Source organism: Palleniella intestinalis (assembly GCF_013166595.1).
GTDB lineage: Bacteria > Bacteroidota > Bacteroidia > Bacteroidales > Bacteroidaceae > Prevotella > Prevotella intestinalis.
In genome coordinates this window covers 39,178-54,003 of record NZ_JABKKG010000015.1, presented here as the reverse complement: position 1 = coordinate 54,003, position 14,826 = coordinate 39,178, and the positions used below count along the sequence as shown (strand labels likewise).

The following is a 14,826-nucleotide window of genomic DNA, read 5'->3' as shown; positions in this document are numbered from 1 at the left end:
ACCAAGGGAAAAACTGAAATTCTCTACGCCGGTAAGGGAGTTTTTCAAATTCTTTATGTAACTTTGCAAAAACAATTGCACTTGCGGGTTGACTCTTTATTTGCAGCAGCATACAGCTTTTTAGCTTAAATAATTGCAAATAATTTGCCTGTCTGACTATTTTTGCCTATATTTGCAGATTAAAATGAAATAAAAAATCAATAAAGCATAAGAATCAATGGCACTAAAATGTGGTATCGTAGGACTGCCAAACGTAGGCAAGTCAACACTTTTCAACTGTCTGTCGAGCGCAAAGGCGCAGGCGGCAAACTTCCCTTTCTGCACAATAGAACCTAATGTCGGCGTGATTACCGTACCGGACGAGCGACTGACAAAACTCGCGGAGATTGTCCACCCGGGACGCATCGTGCCGGCAACATGCGAGATAGTAGACATCGCAGGACTTGTCAAAGGGGCAAGCAAGGGTGAAGGTCTCGGAAACAAATTCCTCGGCAACATCCGTGAGACGGACGCCATAATACACGTGCTCCGCTGTTTCGAGGATGAAAATATCACGCACGTGGACGGAAACATCGACCCTATACGCGACAAGGAAATCATTGACACCGAGCTGCAACTGAAGGACCTTGAGACCATCGAAGCAAAATATGCCAAGACACAGAAGATGGCTTCCACAGGCAACAAGGACGCAAAGGTGGAGTTCACCGTGATGAGTGCCTACAAGGAATGCCTTGAGGCTGGGCGCAACGCGCGCACCGTGACTTTCGAGAGCAAGGAGGAGCAGGACGCTGCGAAGAACCTTTTCCTGCTGACTTCAAAGCCTGTGCTCTATGTCTGCAACGTTGACGAGACAGCAGCGAAGGACGGCAACGAATGGACACGCAAGGTTGACGCTCTCGCAAAAGAGGAGGGAGCGGAATCCATGATTGTCGCAGCAAAGACCGAGGAGGACATCGCGGGCTTCGAGAGCTACGAGGACAAGCAGATGTTCCTTGAAGAGCTGGGCTTGGAGGAGTCAGGAGTGAACCGCCTTATCAAGAAGGCTTACGCGCTGCTTAACCTCCAGACGTTCATCACAGCAGGCGAGATGGAGGTGAAGGCATGGACATACAAGAAGGGTTGGAAGGCTCCACAATGTGCCGGAGTAATCCACACTGACTTTGAGAAAGGCTTCATACGCGCCGAGGTCATCAAGTACGAGGATTACATCAACTACAAGTCGGAGGCTGCCATAAAGGAAGCCGGAAAACTCGGCATAGAGGGTAAGGAATATGTCGTGCAGGACGGTGACATCATGCACTTCCGATTCAATGTTTAGTTGCAGAGGAAACATGATACAACATGCCATGGTGAGTCATGACGCAACTTGTTGAATCATGATACAACAAGTTCAATCATGATTCATCATGCCGCATCACATCCATAAAAAACAAAACCATGAATCTATTCATCAACTGGAATCCTGACCTCGTAGCACTCCAACTCGGCCCGGTGTCCTTCAGATGGTACTCCATTTGCTGGCTTATAGGACTGCTGGGCGCATACATGTGCGTCCGACGGCTCTACATACAGCAGAAATACGGCGAAGAGAAGTTCGAGCCACTGTTCCTGTACTGCTTCTGCGGAATAATCATCGGAGCACGCCTCGGCCACTGCATCTTCTATCAGCCTGACTATTTCCTTGCCTCGGCAAAAGGCGTGTTCGAAATGTTCATCCCTGTGCGACTCCTCGGGGACGGCATCATAGATTCCTTCTCCACAGGGCAATGGAAATTCACCGGATACGAAGGACTCGCATCCCACGGCGGCTCCATCGGAGTGCTCCTCGCTATATGGATGTACTGCCGCCACATGGGCATGAAACTGTTGTCTGTGTTCGACATGGTCGCAATAGCCACACCTATAACAGCAACATTCATACGCCTCGGGAATCTCATGAACTCCGAAATCATAGGCAAGCCGACAGACCTGCCATGGGCATTCGTCTTTGAGCGCGTGGACATGCAGCCACGCCACCCGGGACAACTCTATGAGGCTGTCTTCTACGCCTTCACCTTCCTCATCCTGTGGACTATCTACAGCCGTAACGACAGACTCGCAATAACGGCAAAGAAAGAGGGAAGAAAGCATTTCATAGGCTCTGGACTTTATTTCGGCATACTCTTGTTCGCCATCTTCACCTTCCGCTTCTTCATCGAGTACACCAAGGAAGAGCAGGTGGATTTCGAGAACGGCATGCTCTTCAACATGGGACAACTGCTCTCCGTTCCGTTCATTCTTGCGGGAGCGTTCTTCATCCTCCGCGGACTAAGGAACAAGCAGCAGCATTAAATCCTAAACCATAAACCCAAAAACCTCACAATCATGAGCAACTACAACAACGAATTCAACATCACTCCTGCCGTCATCAGGAACATCCTATGGGGAATAGGAGTCGTGATAGTCTTCATCATCAGTATGGCATTCATCCGCCCGTGGTACAACGTATGGTCACAGGAGATGGAAGGCAAGGCGGAGTTCGCAAAGGCTGAGCAGAACCGCAAGATAAAGATAGAGGAGGCGCGCGCCAACCTTGAGGCCGAGAAGCTCAATGCCCAGGCGGAGGTTGAACGAGCGAAAGGTGCAGCCGAGGCGATAAGGATAGAGAACGGCAGCATCACTCCGACCTACATCCAGTACCTCTGGGTGCGCCAGCAGTCGGACCTGAGCAACAAGACCGTCATCTATGTGCCTACCGAGACGAACCTCCCCATCCTTGAGTCGACACGCATGAACCATCTGCTCCACAACCAGAACAACACAACCGGCAACCAATAGAAACAACAAATCTCCGACAGCTGCTTATAGCATGTTTCCCTTATAAGCAACTGTCGGAGTTTTTTTTCTTCATTTGAAAACGAAACATATGAGAAACATCTTGCTCACCACCATCACCACGCTTGCCCTTATCGGCTGCAAGACCGCTGAAAGCAATTACCCCATATTCCCAGAAACACCGTCACGCCAGGCGGAGGAAGGCTTCAAATGGGAGATAGTCAAAGGTGCAGGAATGAAATTCTGGGCGGAGACAAACGGACGCATCCACATCGTGATCGACGACTCACAGGGCGTGGCAAAAATAGAATGGAATGACAGTGTGAAGACATATCGCCCTGTAATCAGAGTGTTCAATATCAAGGACATGAACATCAATGATGTGCTTCCGCAACTGAAGAAACTACACACATGGACAGACTCACTGACCTGTGGATTCCGCAAGACCGACTCCAACCGGCAAGGTGTCAGCCGCTATGTCCTCGTTCCGACAGGCAAATACGCCGCAGAGATTGACTCATTGGGCAAGACCGAACCAATCCCCTCCACCTGCAACGGATGGGGCATCGGCAACAGTGGCATGCGCTATTTTGAAATCCATGACAGCCGGCCGGACAAAGCCTTGTTTGTGGAGATTGGTCAGGATGCTCCCTTGTTCGACGAGCAGAGCATAGTCTTTGAATGAGTAGCAGCATTCGTAATCAGCAACCAACAAATGAAGGACTTGTGGCTCACACGGTCAAGATTGGTTAACCTTGAAAAACCAACAAAGGATGACCAAGCAAGAAACGCTTCTGTCATCCTTTGTTTGTATATAACCCGAGAAGTAATGTTCTTATCAGCCAAGCAACAAGTTTGCTACTTCTGCTGGATTGAGTGCCCATTCGTAAGTGTAACTCTCATCTGCTTTATCAGTTGATTCAACAGAGGCGAGGCCTTGAGCCGATGCTTTAAGCGAGAGAAGCTCGCCAATAGAAAGTTTGTTCTCAAGCCGTGTAAGCAAAGCCTCTACTGTAGTGCTGTCACACCCCTTCAGGGTCTGACTTGTGTATGGCATTTCAAGCCACACAATATCTCGCTTCTCTACATCTAAAATGCCGAAGACAAGTCCTTTGGCAAGATTGCTCTCGCTGATGCGAACCATGTGCTGAACGCATGACGGATCGTATGCAACACCATCCTTCTCTGAGATCTTCATTGGATTGGCTGAATCCATCCAACCAACAACAAGATTTGGTGACAATGCGCCACATGAGTAAGCGTTACAAGTGAAGGTCACATATCTGGCTCCTGCTTTGATAAGCTCCGGCATGGACAACTCGATGTACTCGGCTGTACCAACCATCTCAGGAATGGAACGGATGTCACCGGAGTGCTTTGCCCCAACAGTTTGTAAGTTGTAGAAGGCACATTCATCCACCTTACCATCACCAAGGGCAATACGACAACTCAAATCCATATCGAGGTGTTGGGCGTGCAAGCCTTTTCCCCATTGGAGGAACAGACGTATGGCATCACCTTTAACAGGGAAACGTGTTCCCATCAACGCACAAGAGGTGTCCTGAATGGTGGTTGCTCTATCGCCTACACTTACGGGTACATTGAAGAGCATCGGGTCAATGTATATGGTCTTATTCTCTGTCTTCGCAGCAGCAAAACGCCTCTTCATTGAAGCTTTATACAACTCGTTTACTGCATCAGCCATCTTCTTGCGGTCGTCCTTGCTATAGAGGTTGAGCAGTTTGTTGGCAGGAATCTCTTTCGTGCCACCGGTAATAGGACGAGCGATACGAGTCTGCTTTGTGTCGAAATACAGATCTGCGGCATTGCCTAAAGAGAGTAACAGGCGTGCCGGCAACTTGTCTGCTACCTCCTCGAAAGCAACCAATGTCTTTTCCTTACCAAAACGAAGCATGGTAGCAAACAGACAACGAGTAAACATCCCGGGACGCTGTTTGAGCATACCAAGCACGGCAACTGCCTCATTATTGATACGCGCCTTGTCCACCTGACCTTGCCAGGTGGTGTACTTCTGCTTATAGAATACATCCAGTATCTCTGCAAGATGCTCGAAACCCGGTTTACGAGAGTATTCGCCAAGACGAAGCGCCCGAATCATGCGTACCCACATACCGCGTTTGGGGTTCATGTTCTCTGCAGCACTTTCTGCTGACATCTTCAATCCATTCAGCCATTCAGCCACAATACGGCACATCCTGCGGTCGTACTTCAGCTGCAGTTTCTTCTTCATCTCCTCTGAAGCTTCTACACCACGGTCGAGAGGTCCCCACATGTGGGAGTAGAGTTCGCGGGCATGTGCAACAAGCGTCTTCGGTTCAATAATCTGGGTTTTGCCGGTTTTTTCAAACCATAGATAGCGAAGAACATCTGTAGGAGTCTTCATCAAGGCACCTGCCTCTATAGCCTTGCCTCCATCAATAAGAGATTTAACCAAAAACATGGCTGTTTCTTTCATGCCAATCTGCACAGCCTCTGGAATGGAATAAATAGTTAGAAGTTTCTGCAATGAGTCCTTCTGTGTGCCATCGAGAGGTGTCGTCGATGTAAGGAGTGACTCAAAAACCTTCTTCGTATCCTTGTCGGTGAAAAGACGGAGTTCTTTCAGTTTGCTGCCTTGTCCCTTGAATACGTAGCCGGCGGTTTTGAATGGTGTTCCGCAGAAAGGGCAACCATTATAACGCTCCAATGGGAATGTTCCTTCAGGAATGAAACAGCCACATGCAAGCGTCTCGCCCTTAATGCCGGCCTTTTCGCCACCAATAACGTTAGCGAACAAAGTAACGATATGGTCAATATGTGATTCTCCGGTAGGTAAATCCCATCCCTTCACTATAGGCGCCCAATTAAGGTTCACGCCCATGGCATCGTTGATGGTGTCTGTGATGTCAGACAAGTCGTTTGCCGAAACTGTGCAAAGAGCATGTAACAATTCCTCGCTTACAGAAAAACCATTTTCTTTCAATCTTGCAACAAATGCAATGACAGGTGCAGAAACCTCCGAGATCATGTCGATGCCCTCGCGATTGATACCAAGGTACAGAGCTCTATATCTTAAAGCTACTGCATTCAAAGTTTGTTTATTCATTGTTTTTAATTTTAAAGGTAATTGAGCGGCAAGGCAATTTAGCAAACTGTTGCTCAACGAGCTAAGAAGTATGCCACTCTTTGACCTGTTAATATTGATAATAGGCAATTACGAAACAAGAGAACTACAATCGTTTATGAAGTATGTCTCGTTTGGGCCTACATTTTGTTTTTGCAAGGTAATTGACTGACGGCGGCAGGGGCGCGAAAAGCCTGCCTCATGGAGCGTTGTTGCGATGGAGTATGTCAGTCTTAGACCTATAAGATTGAACCGCGAGCAGGATTCGAACCTGCGACCCATAGCCCTATTGTGAAGTATGTGAGAGTTAGTCCTATCGGAAATTCCATCACACTCTATTGCTCTACCAACTAAGCTATCGCGGTTTTATTTGAGGTAATTGTCCGACTATTGTCACCTCTTTGCTGATAGATTTTAGAAGTAAGTCGTACTTTGACCTCATATTTGAGCAGCGGGCCGGATTCGAACCAGCAGTAACCATTAGAAGTAAGCACACACTTGAACCGATGTTATGGCAATAGTGAAGCTAACCGCCGCTTGTAGAAGATGGTAATTGTAATCCCATTTGCTACACCTGATTGTACGAGAGTTCTCAAAACGTATGCTTCGAGAATTATGCTCTTTATACATTGGAGTAAGGACTACTTTGTCCATATCTTGACAGGACAATTATTGATAATCTTGACTTCCATTGTTTTGTTCTTTAATAATAGAATAATGTGTGGTGCATTAGTTTATGTTTCTATGCGCCTTTCTTTCGAAATCGTGATGCAAAGGTAGACATCCGCTACGCAATCTTTCTGCGTAGCTGTAAAAATCTGCGATAAATTCATGAAAAAAATGCATTTTTCTTTAACTGCGCGAGCAGATTGCGTAAAAGTTTGGTAACTTTGCACCATATAAAAGAAAAACTCAGATTGTAAAACAAGATTGCCATGCCAGCAAACAAGAACGCGCTTATCCGTTATAAGACCATAGACAACTGCCTTCGCAACCGCTATCGACGTTGGACACTCGAAGACCTCGTTGATGCCTGCTCGGATGCTCTCTATGACATGGAGGGCATTCGCAAAGGCATCAGCGTACGTACTGTACAAGGCGATATTCAGATGATGCGATCGGACAAGTTAGGCTATAACGCTCCTATTGAAGTCTATGAACATAAGTACTACCGATATTCAGACCCGGACTTCTCGATTACGGACATGCCCATGTCCCAAAATGATTATGAGGTAATGCAAGAGGCCGTTGAAATGCTTCGCCAACTTCAGGACTTCGACCAGTTCTCCGAAATGAGTGATATGGTAAGTCGTTTACAGGATAAACTGTCGGTAACAAAGAATAATCGCAAGCCGATAATTCACTTCGACAACGTTCCTGATTTGAAAGGATTAAAGCTGCTCAACCCTTTGTACAACTACATCTCACACAGGCAGACGCTAAGGATCATGTACCAATCATTCTCTGCACGCCAGCCACAGGAGCTTATCCTCTGTCCCTATATTCTGAAGGAGTTCCGCAACCGATGGTTCCTTTTTGGCAGCAAACAGACAGATCTTCTGCTTTACAATCTGGCTTTAGACAGGATTATCAGCATCGAACCTGTCGACATTCCTTTCCGTGAGAATCCTGACTTTGATTCCGAACACTTCTTTGATGATGTCATTGGCGTAAGTAAGAATGTAAAAAACACGCCACGACGTATAAAGTTCTGGGCAAGTCATGAACAATCACAGTATATCAAGACCAAGCCCATTCACCCTTCACAGAAAGTGCTAAGTGAAAATCCTGAAGATGGCAGTTGCATTTTCAAGATAGAGGTCGTCATCAACTTCGAAATGTATTCCATATTCATGAGCTATGGCCCGGGCATTAAGATAATCCATCCCCGTCAGGCAGCCCGCTACATGAAGGACAAACTCAGAGAGGCAGCCAATCTTTATGATACTTCTGTTGGTGAAACAAAAGAAGATGAGAATGCCAAATAGATTTGAAAGTGGCAAATTCCTTTTCCGGAAGCATTCTGCATCAAGAACAAGAATGCGTTCACGAACTTCCTTCTTACCTTTGAACATGGCACATAGACAATGGATTCAGCTTCGCCAAGAGCATCGACAGGCTTCTGAAAATACCATATCACCTACTTATTTGTCTCACCAATCTTTGACCCGATTGTGAGAATTATGAAAGTCACCTTTTAAAATTTTAGTTCCTCGCCATTTTATTAATAACAGATTGTGACTCACGGATAGCGCATCCCACTCTTGCGCAGCATGTCAATGTCTTCGGAATCAAACCCTATCTTGTCAAGAGTGACAGGCTTGTTGTGGTCATTGAGGTAATGGCGCGGTGTCTCGGTGTACGTTCCGCCTGCCACGGAGAGGCTGTCATTACGGTAAGGGGTGGCGATGCCTGCCATGGAAAGCAGGGTATGGAACACTACAGCGTTGCTTGCCACACTCTTATGCGCATTGGCAGCGAGTGCAGTCGGCACGCTTGGGAAAGCATGACGATAGGTTGGTGATGTCCAAACGATGAACGGCACGTGCATGTCGTAATAGGACGGTACTGGCGAAGCATGGAGGAACAGTCCGCGATTGTCGTCGAAAATGTTCTCCCCATGGTCAGAGGTATAGAGCAGGGCAGACACGGCTCTGCTCTTTTCGAGCAGTGACATTATGTCCGCAAGGAACTTGTCCGTCTGCCGGATAGTGTTGTCGTATGCATTCACCAGTTCACTTCTGTTGGACGCTATGGCTTCCGTGGCATCGTCAGGGCGGAACACCGCCGCATTGCGCGGATAGCGTTCGCGGTAGTTGAAGTGTGAGCCGTAGGTGTGAAGGACAATGAACAGTTTCCTGTACCCCTTTGCCATGGTCTTTTCAACCATGTCCGCCAGACGGTCATCGGAGATGTTCTCCGCATCCTTTGCTCCGTCCTTGATGAACTTCCACTCGTCCGCCTCCATACCAAAAATGTCGATGAACGAACGGTTAGGACGTTGGTTGGAGAAGAAGGCGGTATGGAAACCTGCCTCACGGAATGCTGTAATGATACTCTTCTCACGATAAATGCGGTCATAATCCTCTGCAGAGGCGGCGGAGAGGAGCATAGGCACACTCTTGTGGGTTGTGTTCGACTGTGTAAGAACGTCAGTGAACACATTGACGCCCTGCATCTTTGAGAGCCGTGGAGTTGTGTTGCGACCATATCCGTAGACACCGAAATTCATGGCACGTGCCGTTTCTCCTATGACAAAGACATAGACTTCCGTGCTGTCTTTGGCATGGGTAGACTTGGCGTTGAAGGTGAATCCAGCCGAAGTCTCTGCATAACGTGCCGTGGCATCCGACCTTTCCACGGCAAGGACAAGGTTATAGCAGACATTCACAGGGTACATATCGTTCTCTATCCTATAGTCCTCATCGGCAAAATATGCACCGACAAGTGACAATAATCCTGCTGCAAAGACATAGGCAGCGATTCTACGCTGCCTGCGCAAGAACGACTTTTCGAGGGTCTCCTTCCGCCTTAGAGAGCATGTTCCGAGCACAAGCACGGGAATATAGACGACAACCACCGTGACTATGGCAGGCACAAGATTGTCAAGAAGCTCAAGAGCCTCGCCCGGATTGGTGGTGACAAGGTTGAGGAACATGTCCACGGCTATCACCGAGCGTCCGAAGAGATAGAGCAGAACTATCTGGAATGCAGCGAAGAAGATAAGCGGGAAAAGAGCCCACACCATCTTTCCCGGGCGGCGTGAGAGAGTCATCGCAAGCCACACGGCAGAGACCGGCACAAGGACATTCGCCAGTTTGCCGGGCAAGGACATGTTTTCAGTGAAACAAAGGGCTATGTTGGGTATTGCCAGCACTGTCACCATGATGGCGAAAAGGTGGCGTGGAGAGAGTTTTTTCATTGTTTCTTTCTTTTTTTATCAATATTGTCAGTATTGACAATTATGTCAGTATTGACCCGGCTGTCAGTACTGACAGTAATGACATTATTGACAGTACTGACAGCATTGCTACCGGCTTTCCTCAGAAAGCCTCGTTGATATTGAAGATGAAGCCTGTCTGTCCACCCTTTCCTATGCCGTAGTCCAGGCGCACATTGACATCCTTCTTAAACTCCCAGCGGTAGCCTATGCCGAAGTTAGGCAGTATCCTTTCGGCCCTCAGCGCACTGAATTTGTCAAACACCGTGCCCGCTCCTGCCCATAAAGCTATGCCGTTTCGCTTCCAGACATGCTGCCTCAGTTCCGCCTGCACCTCTATCTTGTGCTTGTCGCGGTAACGCCCCTCGTAGTATCCGCGCATGGAATAAGAGTTGCCGAGCCTTGCCATCATGCCCCATGAAGGGTTGCCGAAGTTCATCTCGCTGCGGAAATCAGCTGCAAAGATGCCACCTTTCCACAAACGGCTGTAGACATCAAAGCGCACGTTTGTCGTGCTGAAAGCATAGTCATTGCCAAGAAACTTAGGGCGGAATATCTGCGATATGTTGAGGTACATTCCCTTTTTAGGGTTTGTGAGCACATCACGCGAGTCATAGCTGAAGGCAAATCCCGCACCAAGATTCCACACATGGCGGTCCATACCCTCAAGAAGTTCCGGGCGTTCGATGTCCTTTCCACGCACATAATCGAACGTTACAAGCGGTCCGACATAAGTGTTATTGGCTATGCGAATCATGAAATTCGCCTGAATCTGTGCCTGCCACCTCTTCATTTCGCTCTTGTTGGCATCGTTGTTGCCGTTCTCGTAACCTATGCCCCAGTAGTTGCTTGGGAAGGAAAAGAAATAAGTCGTATAGTCAAGACGGTACTTGTCCTTCGGGAAAATATGCGTTCCGCGCACTCCGAGCATATAGAATCCCACGGTGGAGACATCGCCGAAGAGACTCACATTCGACGGTGGCAGCAGCGTGTCATTGCGTTCCGTGCGGTAAAGCCCCGCCGCCACAAGTCCCAGACCGAACTTTGTGTCGGTGCTGTAATGCGGCCCGCCGATGATGCTGAAGTCGAATTTCTTGTATTCCTTCGGCTTGTTGGCATCATTGAAGTAGTCAAGAAACCGCTTCACGAGCCCGCGTTTCTTGGGCACACTGTCACCGAGAGCCACAGTATCAGTGCTCTCATGACGTTCCATTGCCACCGTTTCCATGGCAGGCAACAGGGCAAAAAGCAGTGCCGGGAGTAGTCTTGTCATATTGTCAGTGAGTTTTTTTCCGGTTCAATAAACAAGTTTCACATTGTCAATCCACAGCGTGTTGCCCGGCGTGCCGATGAAAGCGCCGCCATGGCTTGATGCGAACTGCAGGGAGAGGTGCGTCGGTTTCTCGTTGGCAGCAGCCCATCCTGTCTCCTTGACAAGCACACTCTTGCCGTGGCTGTTGCGCGCATAGTCTATGCTGCGGAGACCCATCAGCGCGGCATCATACTTAGGATTGTTGCGGATGTCCCCATAGAGAATCTCGTATGTCGCACCGTTCACCCAGCCGTTGGTGCTCTTGCCATACTTCACGACCATTGTTCCCACGCGCTTGGCGGTGATGTTGCCATTAGCATCCTCCGTACGCTTCTGCAGGAAAAGCACTGTGATGCAATAGTCCTGCCCGGGGACAGTGCTCTTGCTGCTGAATCCGGTCTGCCTGATGCGGTTCTTTTCGCCTGTCACATGCACCTTATAGTCATATTTCAGAGCCTTCGGGCGCTGTGTGAACGGTATGCCCCAATTGATGCTCTTAGGACCGTCCTTCGTTCCGGTGATAGGCTCCGCTACATCGCCGAGGAACAGCGAACCGGCGGCAAGCACCTTTATGTTCATCATGCCGAGCACCTTCACGCTCTCGATGTGCGTCGTCAGCTTCGCGCAGTAGCCGGAGTCACGCCTGTCGCGCGTCACGGAACAGTTGGTCTTCACCACTCCCATGACCTTCGCCATGACGTTCGACGTGCCCCAAGGCGAACCTCCGAGGTTGGTGTAGACCTTGTTGCCGTCGATTGTCCGATTAGGGCCCACCTCATAAAGCGTCTTCGTATTTCCTCCGATGACAGCCGATTCGTGGATATTGCGCACCACCCATTGGTTCATGTCACCATAGCGCAGCATCTTCTCAGTATGCTGTGCCACCGCATTTGCTGCATGGAAAAGCAAGGCAGCAGCAAGTGTTGCTGAAAGAAGAATAGTCTTTTTCATGTCTTTCCTTTTTTTGAATAGTAACGTTGCATTACGTTGTGCAAAGGTAAGCCAATAAAAACGAATTAGAAAACTATTTGTGAAAAATAAGTTTTCTAACCCGACAAATTCATAAAAGTTAACACTATTCCATTGAATCGGCACGTTTTTCGTGATAGAAAGTGCCATATCTTCTTGGTCTATGCCACACCTCGTTGCAGCACCCACTACGAAGGGGAAAACGAAAGATAACCTTTTACCATGCAAAAGGTTACGATTGACACGACAAAAGGTTACCTTTCACAATGTAAAAGGTAACCTTTTGTTACATGATATATAACTTATTGGTATTCAGTTATATATAAAATCACTTAAAAATCTTTTTCCTGCCATTCCTGACATATATCCGTCCAGGGACAGGAGTGACGACACGCCGGCCGTGAAGGTCATAAACCACACCACTACCATTGCACTCACCGTTGCCGTTTCCCTGTGCATCGAGGTCACGGATGCCGGTGGCATTGCCGTCAAGGATGTACCGCAGACCGGCATAAGCGTCTATCACGCCGTAGCCGTCCATGACATTCTTCTCGCGCAACTCACCGTAAGTGGGCGGATTCCGTGACGACGGCATGCCCGAGGGGACAGGGTTGGCGGTGTGCGCGATGATGTCCGTCACCTGCCGCGGCGTCAGCGTGGGGCACGCTTCAAGCCAGGTCGCAACGATACCGCTGACTATGGGCGTGGACATCGATGTCCCTGTGAACGCCGCCCAGCCGTAGGTTCTGCCGTCAAATGTGAACTGCTCGGTGCATGTGCGGAGGTCTCCGCCATTGGCGATGTATGTACCGCTAAGCGCAGACTTGATGTAGGTTCCGGGAGCGCATACGTCAGGTTTCACGAGTCCTGCCACCGTGGGACCGATACTGCTGTAGTCGGCACGATGCTCCGCCGCGCCGTAGTTGTAGGTCTGCCATATTCCGGCATGGTTGTGATAGCCGTTGCGTGCATTTGTCGCACCGACGCAGAGGATGCCCTCCAACCCTCCGGGCGACAGGATGTTATGCGTGTTGTCGCAATCGGCAAGCGCAGGATTGAGCGTGTTTGCCGTGAAATATCCTCCAAGGGAATACGCCTCTATCTCTTTCCCCTCACCGACGAGTTCGAGCGACACACTGATGTCACGTCCGACAAAGCCGTTGTCGGTGCGTGAGATAAGGAATTCGGTGGCTGTCTCCTCATTGTTGTATGCCGAGGAGTAAGCTGCGGCGGCAATAGGGAACGTTATCCCACCAAGGCGGACTGTGTCGGTGAGAAAGCCCTCCTCACATGCAAGTATCTCTTCCGTCGTGATGTCCTTGGCAACAGGTGGCATGCCGTCAGGGTAGAACGTAAGGCGTAGGGTCATGCTGCCTGTGGAGCGGAACGTGTAGCATGGCCGCTGTGCGGTCTGTATGAACGCCCCTGCCGACGGTTTTTCAGCCGTTTTGAGGATGTGAGTGTTGCGTATCGCCTCGTTTCCTGCCGAAGCGACAATGATTCTTCCCTCCCCTTGCAGTGCCGCGAGAGCCTCCTGCATGAGTATGTCGTCACCGTAGAATCCCATTCTGCTGCCCTCGCTGAACGACGCCACACACGGTTTGCCCACGGAGGCGGCATAGTCAAAGATATATTTGAAGCCGAGCACATCCGTGGCGGAAGTGTATCTGTACCGCTCTTCCTCAGGGACAATGGCGTGATTGTCAGTGGTGTAGTTTGCCACAAGACAGATGTCCGCATCGGGAGCCATGCCCTTGTAAGGCGTTATTCCGGTGCCGTCACGTCCAGAACCTGCTGCCGAACCTGCCGTATGTGTGCCGTGGGAGATGAATGTGGCGTCTGTGCTGTGGCTTTTTGCCATAAGAGCCTCATCGCCGACATACTGCCTCCCTACGGTCACTGTGTCCGCATCGATGACGGGCTGTCCGCTTTCCGTCCTGTCGAGCTGGTCCCACAACGCCCTGATGCGCAGCGATTTGCCGTCACTGCAGAGGAATGTTGGATGAGTAAGGTCAAACCCGATGTCCATAAGTCCCACGACGACACCCCTGCCTGTGTAGCCATGGATCATCGGCTGCTCCTCCCTTGGCATCTCCCAGACAAGCCCTTGTCGCGTCACCACTGCCGCCGTGTCGTTGGTAGCGGTGCACGGCATGCCGGCTTCTATGCGCACGACATCGCTGCTGCGTGCCATATCGCCGAGTTTTGCAAGCGGTATGGATGCGACAAAGAGGTTGTTCGGGAACTCTGCAAGCACTCTGCACCCTTCCGGAACATGTCCCGATGATGTCTTCACGAATGCCATAATCCGTTGTTTCTCAGCCTCTCCCCTCTCTCCTTTGGAGCGCGTTGTGGCGGAATGTTCAAGCCATGCCTTCCTCACGAGTGACGACATTTTCTCTTTTTGCCCCGACATCGCGGTGGGAAAGAGCATGATAAATAGCAGTGTATGCAGTATGTTTCTGTGTGACATATAGTTGCGGTTTTGTTGATTGTTCATGTCTGCTGAGGTGCAGCCTGACTTATGCAAAGTTATTTTATTTTTTCATAATCTGCAAGAATTTTGATGCAGAATTTTTACAGCCAAGGCTATGAGATGGAATTTACAGCCTAAATAATTGAAAGAGATACTTGCATATTAAACAAAAAAATTGTATTTTTGCAGAA

Annotated in this window: 10 protein-coding genes and 1 tRNA gene; 5 read left to right on the top strand and 6 right to left on the bottom strand. The window is 49.2% G+C overall.

Features of this window, described 5'->3' with window-relative positions; genetic code table 11:
- Positions 1-217: 217 nt before the first annotated feature.
- The 4 genes from ychF to HPS57_RS14185 all read left to right on the top strand — a co-directional run bounded on the left by ychF (position 218) and on the right by HPS57_RS14185 (position 3,499).
- Positions 218-1,318, top strand: coding sequence for a redox-regulated ATPase YchF (gene ychF / locus HPS57_RS14200; protein ID WP_172184326.1), 1,101 nt, complete (start codon positions 218-220; stop codon positions 1,316-1,318).
- A 119-nt stretch (positions 1,319-1,437) separates the two neighbouring features.
- Entirely contained in the window at positions 1,438-2,331 is an 894-nt protein-coding gene (lgt, locus tag HPS57_RS14195) for a prolipoprotein diacylglyceryl transferase (RefSeq protein WP_172184322.1), read from the top strand.
- A gap of 126 nt (positions 2,332-2,457) precedes the next feature.
- Positions 2,458-2,817, top strand: a complete 360-nt coding sequence (locus tag HPS57_RS14190; RefSeq protein WP_369811557.1) for a hypothetical protein — start codon at positions 2,458-2,460, stop codon at positions 2,815-2,817.
- Positions 2,818-2,905: 88 nt separating this feature from the next.
- On the top strand, positions 2,906-3,499 hold the full coding sequence (locus HPS57_RS14185) for a hypothetical protein (RefSeq protein WP_172184315.1): 594 nt from the start codon (positions 2,906-2,908) through the stop codon (positions 3,497-3,499).
- Positions 3,500-3,652: 153 nt separating this feature from the next.
- Here HPS57_RS14185 and HPS57_RS14180 read toward each other — a convergent pair whose 3' ends face one another.
- Positions 3,653-5,920 (bottom strand): TerD family protein, encoded by a 2,268-nt coding sequence (locus HPS57_RS14180; RefSeq protein WP_172184312.1) that lies wholly within the window; start codon positions 5,918-5,920, stop codon positions 3,653-3,655.
- Positions 5,921-6,188: 268 nt separating this feature from the next.
- Positions 6,189-6,303: transfer RNA gene (locus tag HPS57_RS14175), tRNA-OTHER, on the bottom strand.
- 570 nt (positions 6,304-6,873) lie between these two features.
- Between HPS57_RS14175 and HPS57_RS14170 the strand changes: the two genes are divergently transcribed.
- Positions 6,874-7,926 (top strand): helix-turn-helix transcriptional regulator, encoded by a 1,053-nt coding sequence (locus tag HPS57_RS14170; protein ID WP_172184309.1) that lies wholly within the window; start codon positions 6,874-6,876, stop codon positions 7,924-7,926.
- A 254-nt stretch (positions 7,927-8,180) separates the two neighbouring features.
- Here the strand turns inward: HPS57_RS14170 and HPS57_RS14165 are convergent, their stop codons facing one another.
- From HPS57_RS14165 to HPS57_RS14150, 4 genes are all read right to left on the bottom strand, one after another.
- Complete coding sequence (locus HPS57_RS14165) at positions 8,181-9,860, bottom strand: phosphoethanolamine transferase family protein (RefSeq protein WP_172184306.1); 1,680 nt, start codon at positions 9,858-9,860, stop codon at positions 8,181-8,183.
- Positions 9,861-9,981: 121 nt separating this feature from the next.
- Complete coding sequence (locus HPS57_RS14160; RefSeq protein ID WP_253946595.1) at positions 9,982-11,106, bottom strand: BamA/TamA family outer membrane protein; 1,125 nt, start codon at positions 11,104-11,106, stop codon at positions 9,982-9,984.
- Positions 11,107-11,175: 69 nt separating this feature from the next.
- Positions 11,176-12,141, bottom strand: a complete 966-nt coding sequence (locus HPS57_RS14155; protein WP_172184299.1) for a PCMD domain-containing protein — start codon at positions 12,139-12,141, stop codon at positions 11,176-11,178.
- A gap of 346 nt (positions 12,142-12,487) precedes the next feature.
- Positions 12,488-14,632 (bottom strand): S8 family serine peptidase, encoded by a 2,145-nt coding sequence (locus HPS57_RS14150; protein ID WP_172184296.1) that lies wholly within the window; start codon positions 14,630-14,632, stop codon positions 12,488-12,490.
- Between the last annotated feature and the right edge of the window lie 194 nt (positions 14,633-14,826).

Bases quoted from the DNA above. Each gene is read 5' to 3' on its own strand.
- HPS57_RS14165 (WP_172184306.1), bottom strand. From the start codon at position 9,860: ATGAAAAAACTCTCTCCACGCCACCTTTTCGCCATCATGGTGACAGTG.
- HPS57_RS14150 (WP_172184296.1), bottom strand. From the start codon at position 14,632: ATGTCACACAGAAACATACTGCATACACTGCTATTTATCATGCTCTTT.
- HPS57_RS14160 (WP_253946595.1), bottom strand. From the start codon at position 11,106: ATGGAAACGGTGGCAATGGAACGTCATGAGAGCACTGATACTGTGGCT.
- HPS57_RS14180 (WP_172184312.1), bottom strand. From the start codon at position 5,920: ATGAATAAACAAACTTTGAATGCAGTAGCTTTAAGATATAGAGCTCTG.
- HPS57_RS14185 (WP_172184315.1), top strand. From the start codon at position 2,906: ATGAGAAACATCTTGCTCACCACCATCACCACGCTTGCCCTTATCGGC.
- HPS57_RS14155 (WP_172184299.1), bottom strand. From the start codon at position 12,141: ATGAAAAAGACTATTCTTCTTTCAGCAACACTTGCTGCTGCCTTGCTT.
- HPS57_RS14190 (WP_369811557.1), top strand. From the start codon at position 2,458: ATGGCATTCATCCGCCCGTGGTACAACGTATGGTCACAGGAGATGGAA.
- lgt (WP_172184322.1), top strand. From the start codon at position 1,438: ATGAATCTATTCATCAACTGGAATCCTGACCTCGTAGCACTCCAACTC.
- HPS57_RS14170 (WP_172184309.1), top strand. From the start codon at position 6,874: ATGCCAGCAAACAAGAACGCGCTTATCCGTTATAAGACCATAGACAAC.
- ychF (WP_172184326.1), top strand. From the start codon at position 218: ATGGCACTAAAATGTGGTATCGTAGGACTGCCAAACGTAGGCAAGTCA.